The 15024-nt window shown below is 36.7% G+C and carries 13 protein-coding genes; 9 read left to right on the top strand and 4 right to left on the bottom strand.

The window, feature by feature from the left end; all coding sequences use genetic code 11:
* Positions 1 to 738: 738 nt before the first annotated feature.
* Positions 739 to 1293, top strand: a complete 555-nt coding sequence (locus ACFIMQ_RS00450) for a copper chaperone PCu(A)C (RefSeq protein ID WP_375703168.1) — start codon at positions 739 to 741, stop codon at positions 1291 to 1293.
* Between the two features lie 108 nt (positions 1294 to 1401).
* Here the strand turns inward: ACFIMQ_RS00450 and lysM are convergent, their stop codons facing one another.
* The gene (gene lysM, locus ACFIMQ_RS00455; RefSeq protein WP_375615621.1) at positions 1402 to 1857 is read right to left on the bottom strand and encodes a peptidoglycan-binding protein LysM; all 456 of its coding nucleotides are present in this window, start codon (positions 1855 to 1857) and stop codon (positions 1402 to 1404) included.
* Between the two features lie 386 nt (positions 1858 to 2243).
* Here lysM and ACFIMQ_RS00460 point away from each other — a divergent pair, with 386 nt between their 5' ends.
* From ACFIMQ_RS00460 to thpR, 6 genes are all read left to right on the top strand, one after another.
* A complete protein-coding gene (locus ACFIMQ_RS00460; protein WP_375607942.1) occupies positions 2244 to 2966 on the top strand; it encodes a response regulator transcription factor in 723 nt (240 codons plus the stop codon).
* Between the two features lie 39 nt (positions 2967 to 3005).
* Positions 3006 to 4790: a stimulus-sensing domain-containing protein gene (locus ACFIMQ_RS00465; protein WP_375703169.1), complete on the top strand. Its 1785-nt coding sequence runs from the start codon at positions 3006 to 3008 to the stop codon at positions 4788 to 4790.
* Between the two features lie 23 nt (positions 4791 to 4813).
* Complete coding sequence (locus ACFIMQ_RS00470; RefSeq protein ID WP_375703170.1) at positions 4814 to 5278, top strand: HPr kinase/phosphatase C-terminal domain-containing protein; 465 nt, start codon at positions 4814 to 4816, stop codon at positions 5276 to 5278.
* Positions 5279 to 5413: 135 nt separating this feature from the next.
* Entirely contained in the window at positions 5414 to 5812 is a 399-nt protein-coding gene (locus ACFIMQ_RS00475) for a PTS sugar transporter subunit IIA (RefSeq protein ID WP_183193561.1), read from the top strand.
* Positions 5813 to 5829: 17 nt separating this feature from the next.
* Entirely contained in the window at positions 5830 to 6123 is a 294-nt protein-coding gene (locus ACFIMQ_RS00480; protein ID WP_375703171.1) for an HPr family phosphocarrier protein, read from the top strand.
* A gap of 846 nt (positions 6124 to 6969) precedes the next feature.
* Positions 6970 to 7509, top strand: coding sequence for an RNA 2',3'-cyclic phosphodiesterase (gene thpR, locus ACFIMQ_RS00485; RefSeq protein WP_375703172.1), 540 nt, complete (start codon positions 6970 to 6972; stop codon positions 7507 to 7509).
* A gap of 108 nt (positions 7510 to 7617) precedes the next feature.
* Here thpR and grpE read toward each other — a convergent pair whose 3' ends face one another.
* On the bottom strand, positions 7618 to 8280 hold the full coding sequence (gene grpE, locus ACFIMQ_RS00490; RefSeq protein ID WP_375615626.1) for a nucleotide exchange factor GrpE: 663 nt from the start codon (positions 8278 to 8280) through the stop codon (positions 7618 to 7620).
* 125 nt (positions 8281 to 8405) lie between these two features.
* Positions 8406 to 9476: a heat-inducible transcriptional repressor HrcA gene (gene hrcA, locus ACFIMQ_RS00495; RefSeq protein WP_375703287.1), complete on the bottom strand. Its 1071-nt coding sequence runs from the start codon at positions 9474 to 9476 to the stop codon at positions 8406 to 8408.
* Between the two features lie 501 nt (positions 9477 to 9977).
* Between hrcA and rdgB the strand changes: the two genes are divergently transcribed.
* Both rdgB and hemW read left to right on the top strand, forming a co-directional pair.
* Positions 9978 to 10625: an RdgB/HAM1 family non-canonical purine NTP pyrophosphatase gene (gene rdgB / locus ACFIMQ_RS00500; RefSeq protein WP_375615627.1), complete on the top strand. Its 648-nt coding sequence runs from the start codon at positions 9978 to 9980 to the stop codon at positions 10623 to 10625.
* Entirely contained in the window at positions 10622 to 11821 is a 1200-nt protein-coding gene (hemW, locus tag ACFIMQ_RS00505) for a radical SAM family heme chaperone HemW (protein ID WP_375615628.1), read from the top strand. The genes rdgB and hemW overlap by 4 nt, the downstream gene beginning before the upstream one ends.
* A 1873-nt stretch (positions 11822 to 13694) precedes the next feature.
* Here hemW and dapE read toward each other — a convergent pair.
* Positions 13695 to 14867 carry a succinyl-diaminopimelate desuccinylase gene (dapE, locus tag ACFIMQ_RS00510; RefSeq protein WP_375703173.1) on the bottom strand — a complete coding sequence of 391 codons (1173 nt, stop codon included), beginning with the start codon at positions 14865 to 14867 and terminating at the stop codon, positions 13695 to 13697.
* Positions 14868 to 15024 lie beyond the last annotated feature (157 nt).

Raw genomic sequence — 15024 nt, forward strand, 5'->3', positions numbered from 1 at the left:
TTGAGATTATAATATATTTTTCTTGCAATTCTCAACAAATATATCTGTCTATAAAAATTAAAAAATAAAAAGAGTGATTGCACTTTTGTTCTTTATCTCCCACCTTTAATAAAAGATACTCACATAAAAGCTTTTTAAAAATATCGCTTAAAGGCGAATAACTTATATCATAAATATTATAACCCTTCCTTAAACTAAAATAGACATCATATCTTATGAAGCTATTTTTTACGAGACTCCTTCATAATGTTAAGCTGTACTTTTCCAAATACGCATATCAGTAAAGACATTCTCTATCAATCTCCTCTCAAAAACTCCCCTTCTAATGGCCTCATTGTTCACCGCTATCTGAAAGCTGTGCTCTAAACCCACCTAAAAAGCTTTTTTACTTGTATAATTCTGAAATTTGAAAACATATAAAAATGCACAAAGATATCGCAATATTAAGCTTTGATAAAGTATATGATCGGTTTGGTTTGTCTCTATTAAAAAAATAGTGATGCACTATAAATTTTATACTGTTTACAAATAATATTATAAGATAAATATGGAAACGTTGAGAAATTTTTGTCGTTGTAAACTTTACTGTCTTCTTTTAAAATCCTGAAATTCTATGATTTCTATTTTTATATTCAAATCAATTTAAGTTTAATAATTCTCTCTTTTATTTTAAATGAGAACTCTGCTAAAATAAAAAAGGACATTTAAAATGTGAATTTTATGAAGGAGGGTGAATCAATGATGACATCTATTATTAAGAAAATAATAAATCTCATCTTTAAGAATACAATACATGCACAATATCCATACAAAAAAGTTATTATAAATATTGTGTGTGCTCTTCTCTTTTCTGCTATAATTCTGCCAGCAAACGCTCAACAATATCAACTTGGTGACATAGAAATTCTCAATCCTTGGACACGAGAGACACCTAGAGGTATAAGGGTTGGTAGCGGTTATCTCTACATTATTAATCATAGTAATACCCCAGACCGTTTGGTTTCTATTTCAACAAACGGCGTAAAAACAACAGAGATCCACTCTATGGCAGTTGTTAATGATATTATGAAAATGGAAAAAATGCACAATGGCATTGAAATTCCAGGAAATGGCGAAATTACGCTTAAGCCTGGCGGTGATCACATTATGTTTATGGGACTTTCACAACCATTCAGGCTAGGTGATAAAATTAGTGCAAAATTGACATTTGAAAAAGCAGGAACCATTAATGTTGATTTCTCTGTAAATGCTATGAAAGCTATATCACCTTCTAAATCCATTCCTGCTCATTAAACTCCTTTTATTATAAACACACATGTTATAAAAATAAGGAGCATGAAATTTTTTCATGCTCCTTATGTTTTGTTTAATGCCATCAATCAAAATTATCCCTTTTATGAATTAAGTATGGTCAATTTCAGGAATACGCAAAACTTGCCCAGGATAAATTTTATCGGGAGATTTTAGCATTGGCTTATTGGCCTCAAAAATAAATGTGTTTTTATCACCTTGCCCTTTTCCATAAACTTCTTCAGCAATTTTCCAAAGATTATCACCAGATTTAACCTCATAAAAGTGAGAAGTCTTTCTAGTCGTCGTATCTATAACCTTTAATTGATCAACATCTACAGAAGAGATACCTTGTGAATTGCCAACAACAAGAAGTGCTTTTTCAAGTGTTTCTCTATCTGGAACCTCACCGCTTAAAATAGCTTTGCCATCTTTAACTTGAATATTTACTTTTTCTGTACCGAGTTGAAAATGATCAAATGCTGCCTTAAAGTCTTTTTCTGTTGGTTCATGATCACCAATACCTAACTTTTCCCCTACAGTTTTAATAAAATTAAAAAATCCCATTATGACCTCCTTTCGTGTAACAGAAACAAATTTTTGTGTATATATCGCCACATTCTTTTCTTTGCTCTTAAAACACATAGGCGGATTTTTTAAACTTCAACAATCAAAACTAAACCTGTTCAATTCTGGGACAAAAACACTAATAAACTGTGCACTAAACTTTGATAAAAAAAGCTTTTATGAAAATTTTCTCTCAAACGAAGGGATCTTAATAGACGTAGAAACATTATAAATTATGAAAGCAAAACAAGATTTTACAGTAATGACAAAAGGGTTTTTACTTTGCTACAATTTGTATCATATTTGTTTTGCAAAAAAAATGTGAACTCCCATATAAACAAGTGTGGGTAATTTGCTACCACAGCAATAGAAAGGTCTAAGAAACCATGAAAGATACACCAACAATCACGCAAACGATTGTACTTGTTGATGATGATCGCAATATTCTGACGTCTCTATCTTTTGCGCTTGAGACAGAAGGATATCGGGTTGAAAGCTATACAGATGGAGCATCTGCACTCAAAGGTCTCACACTTCACCCCCCACACTTGGCTATTTTTGATATTAAAATGCCCCGAATGGATGGAATGGAGCTCTTGCGCCGTTTGCGTCAAAAATCTGATCTCCCAGTTATTTTTCTGACCTCTAAAGATGATGAAATTGATGAATTATTTGGTCTCAAAATGGGCGCTGATGATTTTATTACGAAGCCTTTCTCCCAACGTCTTCTTATTGAGCGTGTGAAAGCTATTTTACGCCGTTCCAATGCACGTAACCAACCGCCTTCTACAGGAACTGCTTCCACCTCTTCTCTTAAACGTGGAGATCTTGTGATGGATCAAGAACGCCACACCTGTACATGGAAAGATAAACCTGTTATTCTAACTGTTACAGAATTTTTGATTCTGCAAACTCTAGCACAAAGACCAGGAGTTGTAAAAAGTCGTGATGCTTTAATGGATGCTGCCTATAGTGATCAAGTCTACGTAGATGATCGCACCATTGATAGTCATATTAAACGTCTGCGTAAAAAGTTTAAACAAGTGGATGATGATTTTGCAATGATTGAAACACTTTATGGTGTAGGTTATCGTTTTCACGAGGTATAAAACTACTTTGTCGCAAAAATTTGAACGGCAATCAAATCGATGGCAAACAATTCTCAACTGAAAACTCTACAAAAAACAGCCTCTAACGGCATATCCTCAACGTCATTTCTGATGTTTGCTCGTTTGCATCTTCAAACACAACGTCTCTTCAGACAATTGCTTTTTTCCAGTCTCACACGCCGCATTGTTATATTAAACATTGCTGCCCTTGCCGTTCTGGTTACAGGCATTTTATACCTTAACCAATTTCGCGATGGTTTAATTGAAGCAAAAATTAAAAGTCTATGTACCCAAGGAAAAATTATCGCTGGGGCTATTGCTGCTTCTGCAACCGTAGATACAAATTCTATCCTCATTGATCCCCAAAAGCTCTTAGAGTTACAGGCTGGAGAAAGCATTACACCCGCCCCTCAATCAACCGACTCTTGGGATTTCCCCATTAACCCTGAACAAGTTGCCCCTCTTTTACGGCGTCTCATCACACCTAAAACGACAAGAGCACGTATCTATGATCGTGATGCTACTTTACTTCTTGATTCACGCGTTCTTTATTCTAGTGGAGAAGTTTTTAGCTATGATTTACCTCCAATAAAAACAGAACAAAACATGTGGGATCACCTCACTTCATGGTATTCACGTATTTTTTATGGCAAAGGTATTGCTCTGGACAGAGAACAAATAAAAACCAGCGGTATTGCTTATCCAGAAGTGTATCGAGCCTTAAACGGATCTCTTGCTACCGCCAAAAGACGTAACAGACAAGGTCAATTAATTGTTTCTGTTGCCGTTCCTGTTCAACGCTATCGCGCAGTGGTTGGAGCCCTTCTTCTTTCAACCACTGGCTCCGATATTGATGATATTGTAAAGGGTGAAAGACTGGTTATATTCAAAGTTTTTGCCGTTGTAGGCAGCGTACTTTTGGTCCTTTCTCTCTTTTTAGCCCATACGATTGCCAATCCACTAAGCAAATTATCTGCTTCTGCTAACCGAGTGCGTAATGGCAATAATCAGCGTGTAGAAATTCCTGATTTTTCAATGCGTGAAGATGAAATTGGTCACCTTTCAACTTCTATTCGCGATATGACCAATGCGCTTTATATGCGTATTGAAGCCATTGAACGCTTTGCTGCTGATGTAAGCCACGAATTAAAAAATCCCCTCACCTCTCTACGCAGTGCTGTTGAAACGCTCCCTTTAGCTAAAACTGAAGAAGCACAAGAGAAATTACTTGAAATTATTCAACATGATGTGCGTCGTCTTGATCGGTTGATTACGGATATTTCCGATGCATCGCGGCTCGATGCAGAACTTGCACGAGAAACCGCAGAGATCGTTGATATGACACCGCTGTTGGAAAGTCTTGTTCATGCTGTTCAGGAAGTATACCGTAATACGCAAACTCTTGATGTAAGCCTTAATATTATTCCACGTCCTCATGGAAAAGCATATCTTGTATTGGGACATGAACTCCGTTTAGGGCAAGTGATTTCAAATCTTCTTGAAAATGCACGTTCCTTTATTCCCCGTGATCATGGCAAAATTTGCATCACTATGAAAAGTCATGCTTCAACCCTTATTTTAACCATTGAAGATAATGGCCCAGGTATTCGTTCAGAAAACATTGAACGCATTTTTGAACGTTTTTATACAGATCGACCAAATGAAGATGCTTTTGGACAAAACTCTGGACTTGGTCTTTCTATTAGTCGGCAAATCATCGAAGCCCATAATGGGACAATTACAGCCGAAAATATTATTGATCCCGCACTTGGGAAGAATAAAACCGGTGCACGTTTTATTATTATACTTCCCCTCGCAAAATAAAGCTTTTATCTAAAGTAAAAGACATGAAAACAAAATGTGAAATACTCCACGCAAATTGCCTTAAACTGGGTGAAAAGGGGCTGTTAATTATAGGGCCATCGGGATCAGGAAAATCAACCCTTACCCTTTCTTTAATCGACCGTGCTGAGTGGTCAAAACGTGAAGCAAAACTTGTTAGTGATGATTATACAATGCTGCGTGCGGAAAATGGAAAACTTCACGGGTACACGCCTGACAGCTTAGAGGGCGGTATCGAGATTCGTGGTGTTGGTCTTTATATGATAGAATTTAAAAAACACACAATTATCGATTGCGTTGTTTCTCTCGGTCCTGAATATGAACGTTTTTCCACAAATAAAACTTTTCAATTTGAAAATTTGCACATTCCTCTTTTAAAACTACCCTCTCTTCGTGAAGCCGATTGTACAGCCATTTGTCAAGCTATTGAAGCATTCTTGTTTAGAAAAATGTGGCGTAAACCTGTTTAATTTTTTTCTAAAAATAAAAAAATCACATTTTTTGCCTTTTTTTTGCAAATTTTTCTTGGCAGCAAGACAAAGCCTTGTAAAATATCCTTCCCACCAATATGGTCGGATCTTATTAGTTAACAGGAGTTTGCGTAAATGATTGGACTCGTGCTTGTAACGCACGGTGAGCTGGCTGTCGAATTTTTACATGCCGTGGAACATGTTGTTGGAGTACAAGAAAAGTTCGCAACAATATGCGTTTATCCCGATGATGATATAGATCAGCGCCGAGGTGATATCATAGCCGCAGTAACCGATACAGATACAGATCATGGCGTCATCATATTAACAGATGTGTTTGGTGGAACACCATCAAATATAGCTATTCCTGCTATTGAAAAAGGACGCGTTGAAATGATTGCGGGTGTTAATTTGCCCATGCTTATTAAACTGATTTCTATTCGCCAATGTCCTGATATTTCATTATCAGATGCGTTAAGAATAGCACAAGAAGCGGGACGTAAATATATTAATGTGCCAAGTATGATTTCATAGCGGATAATAAAATACCAATGCTTTCCAAAGATACCCTCCCATGTATAAGTCGTCATTTCAATATCTGTAATAAACGTGGGTTGCATGCACGTGCTTCTGCAAAATTTGTACAAACTGTTGACAATTTTAATGTTACTGTTGAAGTTGAAAAGGATGGAAAAATCGTTGGCGGATCATCAATTATGGGACTTATGATGTTAGCAGCCTCATCTGGTTGCAACCTCACCATTCGTGTTTCAGGACCAGAAGCAACAGATGCCCTTAATGCTCTTGAAAAGCTCATCAATAACAATTTTGGAGAGGAAAATTAATACCTCTGACTATAAAAAGGATGAATATCCTTGTAGAATAGAAATTTTCCATCACTAATTTGAATTTTTATTGTTTTTTCTACTTTTATAACAATATTCATATCCTCTATGGATTGGCAGAATTGTCATAAACGTTAAATATTTGTAGTAATTTTGTTATGCAAAATTTTTTCTTCTTCTCCTAATATTATTTGGCCAATTTGAATAGTTTTGCGTATTATAGCTATTCCCCAACTTAATCGTATAATTAAATCTTTACAGAAAAGAGAACTCTTCACTTTGTACTGAATATATTTTAAGCTAAAAAAATGTTAAATTGACCTCCTCCCCACACCTCAAAGGATAGGGCTTCTTACCAGCCACTGGCCTATCAACAGTCCAGCTTCTTTCGGCGGGTTCCTCCTGCTAACTACTCATGTAGTCCATTTCATAGGCTCTCCGGGCAAGCCCTGCCTTAAAATACTGATCACGATAGTCTAAAAACATTTAATATATAAAGCTTATAATGCCTTATATCACTGCTCTAAACAACGGTGTTTTACGGCATAATAGGATAATTTCGCATATCAGAAATCTATCGGTTTTTCTTATTTTTTGCTAACTTTATAGCCTTTATAGTGCACAAGTAATCTTCCATTGCCCATTCTTGTGATGCAGATCATGAAAATGCAATTCTTATTGGTATCATAACCATTTTCTTAAAACGAATAAGCTTTGTCCATTCATAATTATGGTGAGCATTTTTAGATATTTTTTCTATATTATTGCCTTATCTTCTATGGTAGAATTCGGTTCTCATTTATTGCGCTTAGCAGTAGCATCTTTTCTTATAAAGAAGATAACATTATGGACCGTCTATTTGGTGCTCTTCAGATTCCTCAACAAACGATCCAACAACTTGTATCATTGCAAAATGGCTTACCAAATGCGCAGTGGATTAACCCGCAAAATTTTCATATCACTTTATCTTTTTTTGGTAAAATTGAAAGTACTACAGCAAAAACACTTATGTACGCCTTTGATACAATAAAGCTTCCTCCTTTTATGCTACAAATAGAGGGTTTTGATATTTTTAGTTCAGAAAATGCTTCTCCCTCTCTTGTTCTTCGCGTTAAACCTTGTGAAGCTCTCAATCTTTTACATGAAAAGATGCAATATATCCGAAATAAATTAGAGTTAAAGCCTGATGAAAGGCAATTTACTCCGCATATTACTCTTGCGCGACTAATCGATACTAAACCTGAAGACCTTGTTCCTTATCTGTTCTTTCGAAGGAATTCTTCATTTTATCCTTTTGAGGTCGATCATTTTGTTTTATTGTCATCGCCATCCCCCTCAAGCAATGCTGTATATCTTGTAAAAGGAAGTTGGGCGCTTCAAAGATAAAAGGGTGTTTATAACACCCTTTAAAGCTCTTTGATTGAGAAAAATCCCACACATGCGAAATTGCAGAGAATGCTGCATTTTACATTGGAAACTTGTTATTGATGTATTTTAAGCCGAATCATCTTCAACAGAAGTTTCTTTTGCTCCTCCTTTGGCTACACCCACTATAGCTGGACGTAGCACTCTCTCTCCAATAATATAACCTGCCTGAACAACTTGTTGAACAGTATTATCTGGAACATCAGCGTTAGAAATTTCAAACATCGCTTGATGAAAGTGAGGGTCAAACTTTTGCCCCTCTGGATGAATTTTTTGCACCCCATGACGTTCTAGCGCTGACATCATGACACGTTCAGTCATTTCAACGCCTTCTGCCAATGATTTCAAACCAGTATCACTCTCCCGTGCACCTTCTGGAATCGCTTCCAAAGCACGATTGAGATTGTCAGAAACAGATAACATATCCCGTGCAAAATTAGCAATAGAATAAGTTCTCGCATCTGCCACATCACGCGCAGTACGACGTCGAAGATTTTCCATATCTGCAGCAAGACGTAAAAGCTGATCTTTCAGTTCTTTATTTTCATCCTGCAAAGATGCTAAAGGATCACTGATCTCATTGCCTTCTTCTTCAACGTCTCCGTGTGATTCTGTTTTATGTGTTTTTAAAAATTCATCGGCCGCTTGTTTAAGTGTATTACGATCTGCTGAATTTTTTAAATCGCAATTTTCAAATGAAGCGTCAGTAAATTTGTTTTTTTCATCAGACATAAAAATTTTATTCCTTCATAAGATTTGTTATTCTCGATATCGAAATTTTACAGACAAAAATCAAGGGGTATGGATGTATATTAATATAATGAGCTTTTATAGCACAAATACTTACCTGCATTGTTTTAACGCAATAACTGTGACACAAGTTGAGCTGTATAATCAACCATGGGCACAATCCTTGCATAATTAAGCCGTGTGGGACCAATAACGCCTAAAGCACCAATGACTCTTTGTTGTGAATCACGATAAGGAGCTACAACTAAAGAAGAACCAGAAAGTGAAAATAGCTTATTTTCTGAACCAATAAAAATTCGAACCCCCGAACCTTCATCCGTTAAATCAAGAAGCTGTGCCATACTCTCACGTGTTTCAAGATCATCAAACAAATGGCGCAACCGTTCTAAATCTTCTTCTGCTTTTACATCTTCAAGCAAATTGCTACGCCCGCGAACAATGAGGTGTATTTTATGATCAGCATCTTCTCCTCCCCAAAGAGCTAATCCCGTTTCAACAAGATGATGCGATAAATCATCAAGTGCAGCCCGTGTTTCTGCGCATAAGCGGGCTATTTCCCCTTTAGCTTCACTTAGTGTGCGCCCTTGAATATGGGCATTAAGAAAATTCATTGCTTCTGTCAATTGTGCATGGGTAACCCCTTCGGGTAAATGAACAATACGATTTTCAACTTCACCTTGTTGAGTCACCAAAACAGCAAGAGCATGCTCCCTATCAAGACGCACAAATTCAATATGTTTCAATGTTCCTTCTTGTTTTGTTGCTAGAACAAGCCCTGCCCCACGTGAAAGATCTGAAAGAACACGGCTTGCTTGAACAAGAAAATGTTCAACCGATTGCACATGACCAGCCTCTTTGACTTGCATTTCAATATTTTCTCTCTCCTCATTTGGCAAATCACCCGCTTCCATAAAGGCATCAACAAAAAAGCGCAAACCTGATTGTGTCGGCATTCGTCCCGCAGAAACATGCGGTGCATAAATCAAACCAAGATGTTCAAGATCACTCATCACGTTACGAATCGTCGCAGGTGATAATGTCTGTTGCAAAAGCCGCGAAAGATTACGTGACCCTACAGGTTCCCCATCATTAAGATAAGCTTCAACAATATGGCGAAAAATATCACGCGAACGCTCATCAAGATATTTTAGTTCATTATCAATAGGTTTGTGTTTCATCACAATTGTTTCACTACTTAAAAAACTCTTCTCTTATATAAGTTTTGCTAAGGGTTGGTCAAATAGTCTATATTATCTTATTGAGCCATAAAATACCATCTTTTAAAGCAATGATATAAGGCATATAATTATGCATTGGGTAGTGTTTGTTAGAGTTATGTTATGGATATTTAAGGCAGAGGGCTGTAGAAGTAGTCTGCTGTAGCGACGTGCTAAGAGAAACTGGATTGTTCAAAAACCAATGTAAGTAGAATTTTCGTCCTTTAGAGCAAGTAGAAAATTAGATATTTTCCGTAAAAATGCTATCATGAAAAAGGCATGTCTTTCGTATCTTTTTCAATCGTTATCTTCATAAAATACAAAAAATTTATTTGAATAAAATATCATAAAACATGTAGAAAAGGTCGTATCATGTAAAATCGAGCAGAATATGTGTATATGAGCATTTAAGCCGGTTTTTAGCACAGAAATAGTTCCTCTTGCATTTTTGGAGAAATCTATATGAGAAACATAACAGATAAAAAACTTGTCATTGCTACACATAACACTTGTAAATTGCATGAAATCACTACTTTGGTTGCGCCTTTCGGTTTAATAATACAATCTGCAAAAGAGCTTGGCTTGCCAGAACCAAAAGAAACAGGAATAACATTTGAAGAAAATGCCTATATCAAAGCTTTTTCAGCAGCAAAAAAGACAGGACTTCCTGCCCTGTCTGATGATTCAGGATTAGAGGTAGATGCATTGGATGGTGCGCCAGGCGTTTATACAGCTGATTGGACGATTCAAACCGATGGTACACGTAATTTTCCAAAAGCTATGGAAAAAATAGAAAATAAACTCCAAAAAGTCGGAGCGAAAGAAAAAAGCCAACGAAAATGCCGTTTTATATCCGTCATTTGCATTGCATGGCCTGATGCTCATGCAGATTACTTCCGCGGATGTGTTGAAGGAACATTCGTTTGGCCTCCACGAGGAGATAAAGGCTTTGGCTTTGACCCTATTTTTTTACCAGATGGATATGAAAATACCTTTGGAGAAATGTCAACAGAGCAAAAACATGGCTGGAAACGCAATGACATTCCCCCTCTTTCACATCGCGCACGTGCTTTCAAACTTTTGGCAAAAAACCTTTTGACATTCTCATGAATGAACCTTTTGGCATTTACATTCATTGGCCCTTTTGTGCAGCTAAATGTCCTTATTGTGACTTTAATTCACATGTTCGCATCCATGGTGTTGATCAACCACGTTTTGTCACCGCGTTTGAGCGCGAAATAGAAACGCAATACCCCAAAATAGGCCCACGCCATATTACAAGTATTTTTATTGGTGGGGGAACCCCTTCCCTTATGGAGCCGCAAACTGTTGATGCCCTATTGCAAGCACTTGCCAAAAAGTGGATAGTCGATGATAAAGTTGAAATTACATTAGAAGCTAACCCATCCAGTGTGGAAGCAGAGCGCTTTCGTGGATACCGTGCAGCAGGTGTTAATCGCTTATCTTTAGGTATACAAGCGCTTAATGATAAAGCATTGCGAAAACTTGGACGACTCCATAATGTGGAACAAGCTCTTTGTGCCATTGCTTTAGCACGACAAATTTTTCCACGTTTATCCTTTGATCTCATTTATGCCCGCCCCGAACAAACTCTCGAAGAATGGAAATCTGAAATTTCCCAAGCAATTGATTTGGCAGCAGACCATCTTTCTCTTTATCAATTAACGATCGAAGAAGGAACCGCCTTTAAACGCCTTCATGATGCAGGAAAACTTATCCTCCCCCCATCAGAGCTAGCAGCAGATCTGTATCATCTTACCCAAGAAATAACAGCACTGCGTGGACTTCCTGCCTATGAAATTTCAAACCACGCCATGCCCGGTGCTGAATCAGCACATAATCTTCTTTATTGGCGTTATCACCAGTATGCAGGCTTTGGTCCAGGAGCACATGGACGTTTCATTGAGTATGCACCAAATCATTCCTCTTCCTGTTCAAAAACATCATTATCACACCTTAAAAACCGTGAACGTTATGTCACAATAAATGAAAAGCATCCCGAACAGTGGCTTAATTTGGTAGAAACAACAGGACATGGCTGTATTGAAACAGAACAATTAACCCCTGAGCAACAGGCAAATGAAATGCTCCTTATGGGGTTACGCCTATGCGAAGGCTTAGAACTTATACGCTATGAAACCTTAAGTCCCAAACGCATCCCTATGGAAAAACTGATCGAGTTACAACACCAAGAATTGATAGAAATGGTCGATAACCAACGCTTAAAAGCAACAGCCAAAGGACGTATTGTTCTTAATCACATCATCAGCCAGCTCGCAAACTAAATTTTCCATAAAAACATATTGATTTTAGTCATAATGATCATTTTTTATAGCAAAAGCGAGACTAAAATATTGTAAGATTCCCTTATTTTAAATCTGTTTATAGTCAATTAATTACAACCATTCGCTTACACCTTAAAAATAGGGAATGTGGATAAAAACTATAAAAAAGAGGCAAAATACCTTTTATGAACACTCTCAAATGAAAGATATCGCAATATTTTGAGCTGGAAAGTGTATAGTGGTCTAGCTTTTTTCATAAGCGCAAAGATGATGAAATACTATAGACTTTATACACTTCACGGAAAATTCTATATTACACTATTCATAAGAACCATTGTAGCACGAATGTGATAAACATTGAGAAAATTTCTTTAAAACAAGCACATGAATATATAACACGATGATTTTTGTTCTTTATGAGATCGTGGCACTATTAAAGAACCAGAGACATAAACATGAAACAATCTCTATTATTTAAAAGATATTACTCTAGATCCTTTTGAAAACTGTAAAATCGCATGAAAAAGGATAGTAAAAAGGTACGTTTATTTTCACCTTTATGCTTTTATATCCTCCCTCAATGAGACTGTATATCTGCTTGTGAAGAAGCAAAGCCGAGCACCATCACATAACTTTGCCAGCTCGTGGGTGTTGCGATGGCCCTTGGCACTTGAGACGGTTCATAAGAGACATTTGTATTCCTTTCTTCTATAGTTTTTACCCACACACTCATCTCGCTTGTTATGTGCAAGCAAATGATTGATTGATTTAAGATAAACAGGTTTGAAATGAGAGAATCCTCGAATATTAGGGCTCTTACCCAACATGCAAAACAATGAATTATTCTTATAAATCAATGTGATGTATCTTAAGAGATTACAAAAACAGATATACATGCAACATTTTATCTCACCCTGACATATAAAAACTGTTGTAACAAAGAAAATTGTGAACCAATATTTGAGACATGCCGTTGTGTGCTGGATATTAATTTATAGGTAACAGCAAAATCACGAATTTTATTAAACACACAATGCCATAAAATCACAAATATACTAAATATGAATCGGCATTGCTTCGTTGGCGAGCAAAATGGTATTTGTTGCATATCATCTTACTTGTATGTGTACATGCTTATGGGTATCTATACACGTCCTTTAAGGTTATTTTATAACTAATTGAAAATAATAATATAGGACAATCCTTGGCTAAAAAAGTCAATGTGATGCTATAGAAGAATTTCTATATATCTTTATCATCAAAAATATTAAAGCTGATTGGATAAGCTTACTTTCTATCTCATAATGATTTTTTCTACAATAAAGGTTCTTTGGAGTAAAAAGAGCATGGCAAAATATATGGATAAAATAAACTTGAAGCGTATTTCTATAGGCTTTATTTTAAGAGAAGTTCATTGAAACAAGGAAAGCATTTTATGAACATGCAGAAATCATATTAAGACATGTGGTATGAATGAATGCATTTACGTTGTACGAACTTTTTGCAACAGCAACGTATTTTTGTATATCTTTGTGGCTTCAATCTGTCATCATACAATTGGTGATATAACTGTTCATTGTTTTCCATATATGCTTGCGTGTTAACTTCCCCCTACATCTTAAAGGACAAATATTTTTAACACAATCTTGTCGCACAGTTCTGCTCCTTAAAACAGATTCTACTTGACTTTCCACTCATGAGATTCATTTAACGAAAGACTCTACAGGCAAGAATCTCAACTTAAGAATACTCACCATACACTCTAAAACTACTTAATATATTAAGTTTTACGAATCTCGTATCACCACACCTTAAATGGCAATATCTTATGGCACAACAAGATAAAGGTATTTTTGAACCAGCAATCATTTCTTTATGCAAAAAATTCAATAATAAAACGCTCATAAATAGTAGTAAGAGTTTCCACGGCTTCAAGAGATACACACTCATCTACCATATGCATCGTTTGCCCTGGTAAGCCAAATTCAACCACTGGGCAATAATCCTTAATAAATCGCGCATCTGAAGTACCACCAGAAGTAGAACATTCTGGTATACTCCCTGTTACACTTTTAATAGCATTGGATAAAGTTTGAATGAGTTTATCATTTTTAGTCAAAAAAACATCCCCTAAACTTGGAATCCATTCAAGCTGATAAGAGGGATATTGATCACTATTGTTTTTTGCTTGCACCAAAGCAAGGCGCTTTTCAATTTCCTCCATCAGTGTTTCTTTTGTCCAAAGATCATTGTAGCGTATATTAAAACGAACCGTTGTCTGCGCTGGAATAACATTGACTGCCAAGTTACCAGTATCGATGGTTGTTAGTTCTAAATTACTCGGTTGAAAATTCTCTGTCCCTTTATCTAAAACGGTTTGTGTCAATGCTTGAATAAGCTTACTTGCCAAAGGTAAGGGATTGGCAGCCCTCTCTGGAAAAGCAACATGACCTTGGCAACCCTTCACGGTAATGACACCAGAAATCGATCCGCGGCGACCAATTTTGATAATATCACCAACAGTCTTTACGCTTGTTGGTTCTCCCACAAGAGCCGCAGTCCATTTTTCGCCTTTTTTTTCTGCCCATTTGAGAAGTTTTACCGTACCATTAACGGCAGGTCCTTCTTCATCACCAGTAATTAAAAGGCTTACCCTTCCTTTAATGGGTCGTTTCTCAAGAACTCGCGCTAGAGCCGCAATAAAACAAGCGATACCACCCTTCATATCAACAGCACCCCGCCCATATAATTTCCCCTGATCTATAACAGCTTCAAAAGGTGGATAAGTCCAATCTTCCAATGCGCCTGGCGGTACGACATCCGTATGACCCGCAAACATAAGATGGGGTCCTTCACTTCCCATTTTTGCATAAAGATTTTCAACATTATCTGTATTTTTATCCGTAAAAACAGGGCGATCGACGTGAAATCCCATTTTTTTCAAAAATTGTTCCAAAGTTGATAAAGCCCCTGCTTCATGAGGTGTAACAGAAGGACAACGAATAAGTGCCTGTAATAGCTGAAGTGGATCTGTAAGAACAGACATAAAAAACCTTCCCATTTTTTTATAAGTCATCGGAACTTAGGGTTATTACGCTGAATTACAAAAAAGATAAAGCAAAACATTGAAGACACTCAGCAAACCAAGCAGGGGAGAACAATCGTGCTGAGAGCTTCAATGGCTTCCTCATTATGCATGAGCA

Source organism: Bartonella sp. AD13SXNS, from assembly GCF_042196465.1.
GTDB lineage: Bacteria > Pseudomonadota > Alphaproteobacteria > Rhizobiales > Rhizobiaceae > Bartonella.

Coding starts and splice junctions, on each gene's coding strand:
- ACFIMQ_RS00450 (WP_375703168.1), top strand. CDS start 739: ATGATGACATCTATTATTAAGAAAATAATAAATCTCATCTTTAAGAAT.
- lysM (WP_375615621.1), bottom strand. CDS start 1,857: ATGGGATTTTTTAATTTTATTAAAACTGTAGGGGAAAAGTTAGGTATT.
- ACFIMQ_RS00460 (WP_375607942.1), top strand. CDS start 2,244: ATGAAAGATACACCAACAATCACGCAAACGATTGTACTTGTTGATGAT.
- ACFIMQ_RS00465 (WP_375703169.1), top strand. CDS start 3,006: ATGGCAAACAATTCTCAACTGAAAACTCTACAAAAAACAGCCTCTAAC.
- ACFIMQ_RS00470 (WP_375703170.1), top strand. CDS start 4,814: ATGAAAACAAAATGTGAAATACTCCACGCAAATTGCCTTAAACTGGGT.
- ACFIMQ_RS00475 (WP_183193561.1), top strand. CDS start 5,414: ATGATTGGACTCGTGCTTGTAACGCACGGTGAGCTGGCTGTCGAATTT.
- ACFIMQ_RS00480 (WP_375703171.1), top strand. CDS start 5,830: ATGCTTTCCAAAGATACCCTCCCATGTATAAGTCGTCATTTCAATATC.
- thpR (WP_375703172.1), top strand. CDS start 6,970: ATGGACCGTCTATTTGGTGCTCTTCAGATTCCTCAACAAACGATCCAA.
- grpE (WP_375615626.1), bottom strand. CDS start 8,280: ATGTCTGATGAAAAAAACAAATTTACTGACGCTTCATTTGAAAATTGC.
- hrcA (WP_375703287.1), bottom strand. CDS start 9,476: ATGAAACACAAACCTATTGATAATGAACTAAAATATCTTGATGAGCGT.
- rdgB (WP_375615627.1), top strand. CDS start 9,978: ATGAGAAACATAACAGATAAAAAACTTGTCATTGCTACACATAACACT.
- hemW (WP_375615628.1), top strand. CDS start 10,622: ATGAATGAACCTTTTGGCATTTACATTCATTGGCCCTTTTGTGCAGCT.
- dapE (WP_375703173.1), bottom strand. CDS start 14,867: ATGTCTGTTCTTACAGATCCACTTCAGCTATTACAGGCACTTATTCGT.